The sequence below is a fragment of the Gordonia marina genome (genome assembly GCF_052036135.1).
Taxonomy (GTDB): Bacteria; Actinomycetota; Actinomycetes; order Mycobacteriales; family Mycobacteriaceae; genus Gordonia.
In genome coordinates this window covers 22,445-28,444 of sequence record NZ_JBPSDN010000006.1, presented here as the reverse complement: position 1 = coordinate 28,444, position 6,000 = coordinate 22,445, and the positions used below count along the sequence as shown (strand labels likewise).

Genomic DNA, 6,000 nt, shown 5'->3' with positions numbered 1-6,000 from the left:
CCCCCCCCCCCTCCCCCCCCCCCCCCCCCCCCCCAACGCCGTCGTCCCCTCGCGGACGGCTGCGGCGGTGATGCCGGTGAGCACGGCCAGGATCGCCACCTGATAGAAGTGGCCCTGATAGACGAAGCGCTCGGTGATGCCGAAGACATCGTCCGGGTCCACCGCCGCCCCGGCGTAGGTGGCGCTGCCGCTCGCGGTGGTCTGCTGCCCGAATCCGGTCCAGTCATCGGTGAGTTCGACCCCCGGATCGTCGCGGCGGACGAGTGCGGTGAGCAGGCCGTCCTCGGAGGCGCCGATCACGTCGAGCCAGTCGGCGTAGAGGCTGCCGGTGGCGTAGAACTTCGCGCCGTCCACCCGGTAGACGTCCCCGTCGCGGCGGACGGTGGTGGCGATGTTCGCGAATGTGCCGTTGCTCGCCTCGGTCCAGCCGCCGCCGACGAACTCGCCGTCGCGGAAGCGGGCGAGCCAGCGGTCGGTGGCGGCCGAGCGGGGCGCGTTGAGACGGTCTTCGACGAAGGCCAGGTGGTTGCGCCAGACGTGCGCGACGTTGGGGTCGGCGGCCGCCAGCGCGGCGAGCAGGTCGAAGGTCTGCTCCAGCGATGCGCCGTAGCCGCCGAACTCCTCCGGGATCCGCAGCAGGCCGAAACCGTTCGTCTTCAGCAGGTCCACCTGCGCGTACGGAAAGGTCCGGCTGCGTTCGCGGTCCACGTTCCCCTCGGCGATCTGCGCGAAGAGGGGGGTGAAACGCGCGAACAGCAGATCGCGGTCGGCGGTGGGCGGCCGCAGATAGGTGCGGGAGGTGGTCGCGGCGAGCGTGTCGGTCATCGGGGTTCTCTCGTTGAGGTGGGGCGGTGGTTCGGGAGCGGTGGTTCAGAAGACGGTGCCGGCGAACGGCCGGCGATCGGTCGCGAACAGGGCGTCGAGACGTTCCGCCGCGCCGGGCCGGTGCACGACGATCCGTCCGGTCGCGGCGAGCCGCCACCAGTCGGTACCGCCGAGATACGCGGACGCCAGCTCGGCGACGCCGACGGTCGCCTCGGCCGGTGCCCCGGTGCGGGACACCCCGGCCGGGCCGATCTCGTAGACGCCGGAGTTCTGCGGGCGCAGCGGGTCGTGCACGGCCAGGACCACGGCGGGGGCCGGCCGGTAGATACGGGCGTCGAGGGCACGTTCGACGTCGATCAGACGCAGCCAGGTCTCGTCGTGCACCGGCCCGGAGGTGAACGCGCGTTCGTCGGTCAGCGCGAGGGGCAGCGGGTCGTCGACGGCGAGCGCCCCGAACCGGATGCGGTCGACCAGGTCGAGGCCGAACAGGTGCCGCAGGAGGCCGCGGTAGGCGGCGTCGGAGTGCGCGACGAGGTCGTCGACGACGATGGTCTTCTCGCGGCTGGTGAACCAGCCCGCCTGGTCGAGCGGGCGGTAGACCACGTAGCCGTCGTCGGCGCCGCCGGTGCTGTGCACGGCGGTGTAGCGCGGTCCGGGGTGGGCGGCGGCGTGTCGTTCCTGGGACCGCCACCACCCGTCGTGCCGGGAGATCCTGCCGACCCCGCCGCCCGACGCGTAGATCCCCTCCACCACGGAGGGCGTGTCGTCGGCGAGCCGGATCGTGCCGGAGCCGAGCACCGTGTCGCGTAGCTCGGTGCGGCGCCGGTCGACGGTCGCCGACCGGCTGCGGGTCGCGACGCCGTAGCCGAACCGTTCGTAGATGGTCGCCTCGGAGGCGCGCAGCGACGCGACGAGTTCCCCGCGCGCGGCGGCGTCGTCGAGCTGACGCCGGAGCAGGGCGCTGACGATCCCGCGGCGGCGATGGGTCGGCAGCACGCCGACCTGGCTGACCGCGGCGTGTGGGATTCGCGCACCGCCCGGGACGGTGAGGGTGCCGGTGTACGACGCCGCACCGCCGATCACCCGATCGCCGTCGAAGGCCGCGAGATAGCGGCCGGGTTCGATGAGGTCGACCGGATCGACGTGCGCCAGGTCGAGGCCGAGCATCGCGCGGGTGAAGGTCGCGAAGGTCTCCCGGATCCGGTCGGGGTCGGTGACGGCGTCCAGGCGCACCCCGGTCTCGAGGGCGGGTGCGGCGTCGTCGAGCTGGAGCGTCATGAGTGCCACGCCTTCTGGTGGTCGCGATGGGTGGACAGGTAGGCGCCGGGCGTGAAGTGGGTGTCGTAGAAGGCGGTATCCAGGTGCTGGGCCTGCAGATAGTTGAGGATGTGGACGGTGGGGACGGTGCCCGGGATCTTCCCGAAGGTGTCGTCGACGTAGGCCACCTGCGCGGTCAGCAGGTCGCGGAAACGCCGGTCGTAGGGGGCGGCGGATCCGCGGACGCGAGCGGTGTCGTGCCACGGTCCGGGCGTCCGCGGGTGGAGTGGTCCGCCCGGGCCGAACTTGCGCTCGACGAAGCGCTCCACCGCCTCGGCGGCGTCGCTGACGTGCGGCCGGGACAGGGTCTCGAACACCCCGGGGAGACCGGTCGGATTGGGCAGCGCCCAGCGGTCGTCGTACTGCACGTCGAAGCCGAGTCCGGGCACGTCCGGGTCGCCGGAGGCGCCGAGGATCGAGAGCCGGTCGATGCCGTCGAACGTCCAGCCGCCGAGGCCGAGCGCGCCGAGGACCAGATGCCCGTTGTAGGCGGCGGTGATCAGTTCGGCGCTCGCTTCGGCGAGGGTGTACTGCTCGACGAACGAGAGCGGGAAGGGCTCGCCCGCATGGCGGAGCGAGGAGTCGTCGGCACCCGGGATCGGACGGTGGTTGACGTCGTCGTAGACGCCGTAGCCGTTCTGCAGGAAGAACGCGAGGTTGGCGATGAAGTGCTGGGCGAGGTCGGCGACCGGGATCACCAGCAGGGAGCCGGGGTGGTTGGCGATCCAGGTGTTGTGGCCCTCCAGATAGGGCTCCTCGCGGGGGAGGTGAATACGCCGGTCGGAGAGCTTCCGATAGCGGGACACCGTCTGGTTCAGCCAGTCCTCCAGGTCGTCGCCGGTGTCGGCGGGTTCGGGGAGCGAATCACGGCTGGAGAGGAAGTAGGTGCCGGTGTCGTCGGTGAAGAAGAAGTCGGTGGTACCGAACCCGGCGGCGGTCGGGAAGGTGCGGCCGACGGCGGTGCCGGGATAGTTGGGGAGCTTCGGGGCGTAGCCGGGGTGGTGGGTGATGCCGAAGTGGAATCCGGTGACCCCGGTGACCGCGGACAGCACGACGGCCCGCTCGGTCTCCGACAGCGGCTGGACGGGTTCGGAACTCGTGTACGCGAGTTCCCCGGACGGGATCGACCCGCCGACCGGGAACCGCCGCGAACGACGGCCGCGGATCGCGTCGAACAGCGGAAACTGCGCGGCCGTCGTGAGCGCCGCCCGTTCGGCATCGGTGACGTGCAGGGTCGACGCGCCGCTCACGCCGCGGCCTTCGCCGCCGACTCGGCGTCGATGAAGTCGCCGATCACCGCCGCGACCTCGCGGTGCGCCACCTCGTTGAGCACGTCGTGGGCAGCGCCGTCGAACACCTCGATGCGCAGGTCGCCGAGGCGATCACGCCAGTCCTGGAGCAGGTCCAGTGGGGCGACGGGATCGTCGGCGCCGTGCACGGCGAGGATCGGCAGGTCGAGACCGGGCAGGTCCTCGGCGAGGACGGTCCAGGCCGGCGGGAACAGGCGGGAGGCGAGGGCGACGAGGTCGCCCTCGGTGAAGGCGAGCGGGTCGTTGACGAGTTCGTCGCGGTAGAACTCGTCGGCCGAGAGGGCGTCGAGGGTGAGTTCGACCGGGGCGGGGTCGGCGTCGTCGAGCCAGGGGAGCGGGCTCAGGGCGCTGCCGCTGACGATGAGGCCGCGGAATCGGCCGGGGCCGGCGAGCGCGGTGAGCGCGGCGACGACGCTGCCCAGGGAGTGTCCGGCGAGGAAGACCGGTGTCTCCGGGTGCTCCCGGGTGGCACGCACGACGAGCCGCTGGGCGGCGTCGACCGCGTCGCCGAGTTCCTCGATGCGGCCGCGGTCGCCGTCGCTGAGACCGTGCCCGTACTGGTCGAGTGCCCAGACCTCGATGCCGCGGGCGTTCAGCTGATTCGCGAACCGGTGGTAGAGGCCGCTGTGCTCGCCGTAGCCGTGCAGGAACACCAGGGTGGCGCGCGGGGCGCCGGTCCGGGAGCTGTCGCCGGTCGGCGAGGCGGCTCGCCAGTGGCGGTAGTACACACGCCCGCGGGCGCCGTCGAAGTGGGGCATGTCGTCGTTCCTTGAATCCGGGGGCCGGGGATTCCCAGACTCGTGTGGAAGACGCCGCCGCTCAACGATTGCGCCGACGCTGGTTGCAACCGCACTGCGCGGAATACCTGGTCCGGCGGCGCACCCGCCGCCGCGTTACGACTCGCCGTCCGGCTTCAGGCTCGCCAGCATCTCGAGGAGCCGGGCCTCGAAGTCCGCGGTGTCGACGCCGGAGTCGCTCAGCGGGCCGGATCCGTCCTCGACGTCGAGCAGTGCGAGGACCACGTGCTCGGTGCCGACGTAGTTGTGGCCGAGCCGCAGTGCCTGGCGGAAGGTCAGTTCGAGTGTCTTGCGCGCGGCGGCGTCGAACGGGATGAGGGCCGGGATCTCGTCGGACGTGGCCGGGAAGGCGGCGCGGGCGCGGTCGCCGAGTGCGGCGAGATCCACGCCGCCCTTCTCCATCAGGACGACGGCCAGCGATTCGGGCGAGTCGAGGATCCCGAGCAGCAGGTGGGCCGGGGTCACCTCGGCGTTCCGGGCGTCCTTGGCGATGGTGTGCGCGGCGGCGACGGCCGAGCGTGCCCGCGGCGTGAAGGCGTTGAAGCCCTGGTTCGCGTCGAGGTCGGCCGCGGTTCCGGGTTCCTTGGGGGTGAAGCGCTTCTGCGCGGCCTGTTTGGTGACGCCCATCGAAGCGCCGATGTCGGTCCACGAGGCGCCGGTGCGCCGGGCGTTGTCGACGAAGTAGCCGATCAGGTGGTCGGCGACGTCGCCGAGGTGGTCGGCGGCGAGCATGGCGTCGGTGAGTTGGTCGAGCGGGTCGTCGTGGACCTTCTTGATGGCGTCGATCAGGTCGTCGAGGCGGATGGCGGGGGCGGGAGAGGTGCTTTCGGACATGCGTCAACCATAAGTTGACGATCGGTAATCGTCAACCATTGGTTGACGACTGGTCAGCCGGCGCAGCCGGCGCAGGTGCCGAAGATCTCGACCGTGTGTGAGATGTCCTGGAAGCCGTGGTCGGTGGCGACTCGCGCGGCCCACTTCTCGACCGGCTCGGCCTGGACCTCGACCGTGGTCCCGCACGACCGGCAGACCAGATGGTGATGGTGCTCGTCCGAACAGTGGCGGTAGCGCGTCTCGCCGGAGCCGTCCCAGATCGCGTCGACCTGACCGGCGTCGACCAGCGCCTGAAGATTGCGGTAGACGGTGGTGAGGCCGATGGAGTCGCCGCGGGCGACCAGCTGGTCGTGCAGCTGCTGCGCCGAGAGGAAGTCGTCGGTGGCGACGAGGAGGTCGGCGATCGCGGAACGCTGGCGGGTGGTCCGCTGGCCGGTGACGGGTTTGGTGGGGGTCACGCGCCACGCTCCTGCTTGCCTTCGGTGGCGTGGGTCAGCGCGTCGAGCACGATGTGCGCGATGTGATCGTCGACCAGCGTGTACTCCACCTCGCGGCCGCGCCGGTTCCCGGCGACGACGCCGGAGTTCTTGAGCACCTTGAGGTGCTGACTCACCTGGGGCTGGTTGAGATGGAGGGCGTCGACGAGTTCGTGGACGCACATCGCGCGTTCGTTGAGGGATAGCACGATCGCGATCCGGGCGGGTGCGGCGAGTGCGCGCAGCAGTTCGCTGGCGGCGGCGTGGTCGGCGGCCGTCGACGCGGTCGGGGCAAGGTCGGTCTGAGTCACCCGGGTGTCCTTTCGCGGAGCGTTGCGTCCATCCTATTTGCAATCGTTTCCATGTGGCTAGTCGTGCATGCATGATCGCGCGATATTCTGCGAAGGTGACGGCCCGGAAGCCGTCGAGCAGCGTCCATAC

Annotated in this window: 7 protein-coding genes; all 7 read right to left on the bottom strand. The window is 71.1% G+C overall.

The genetic code is table 11. The features are described 5' to 3' along the window. Positions 1–825, bottom strand: an 825-nt coding sequence (locus tag ACSEEN_RS04925; RefSeq protein ID WP_440712517.1) for an acyl-CoA dehydrogenase family protein, incomplete at its 3' end; no start/stop codon positions are given. 45 nt (positions 826–870) lie between these two features. Then, positions 871–1,992, bottom strand: coding sequence for a GNAT family N-acetyltransferase (locus ACSEEN_RS04920; RefSeq protein ID WP_440712592.1), 1,122 nt, complete (start codon positions 1,990–1,992; stop codon positions 871–873). A gap of 107 nt (positions 1,993–2,099) precedes the next feature. Then, positions 2,100–3,392: a hypothetical protein gene (locus ACSEEN_RS04915; protein WP_247864222.1), complete on the bottom strand. Its 1,293-nt coding sequence runs from the start codon at positions 3,390–3,392 to the stop codon at positions 2,100–2,102. Beyond that, positions 3,389–4,210 carry an alpha/beta fold hydrolase gene (locus ACSEEN_RS04910; protein WP_298446407.1) on the bottom strand — a complete coding sequence of 274 codons (822 nt, stop codon included), beginning with the start codon at positions 4,208–4,210 and terminating at the stop codon, positions 3,389–3,391. Before ACSEEN_RS04910 ends, ACSEEN_RS04915 begins: the two co-directional genes overlap by 4 nt. 135 nt (positions 4,211–4,345) lie before the next feature. Then, positions 4,346–5,083, bottom strand: coding sequence for a Clp protease N-terminal domain-containing protein (locus ACSEEN_RS04905; RefSeq protein WP_440712516.1), 738 nt, complete (start codon positions 5,081–5,083; stop codon positions 4,346–4,348). A 53-nt stretch (positions 5,084–5,136) separates the two neighbouring features. After that, positions 5,137–5,541, bottom strand: coding sequence for a Fur family transcriptional regulator (locus ACSEEN_RS04900; RefSeq protein ID WP_247864218.1), 405 nt, complete (start codon positions 5,539–5,541; stop codon positions 5,137–5,139). Then, the gene (locus tag ACSEEN_RS04895; protein WP_298446403.1) at positions 5,538–5,870 is read right to left on the bottom strand and encodes an ArsR/SmtB family transcription factor; all 333 of its coding nucleotides are present in this window, start codon (positions 5,868–5,870) and stop codon (positions 5,538–5,540) included. Before ACSEEN_RS04895 ends, ACSEEN_RS04900 begins: the two co-directional genes overlap by 4 nt. Positions 5,871–6,000 lie beyond the last annotated feature (130 nt).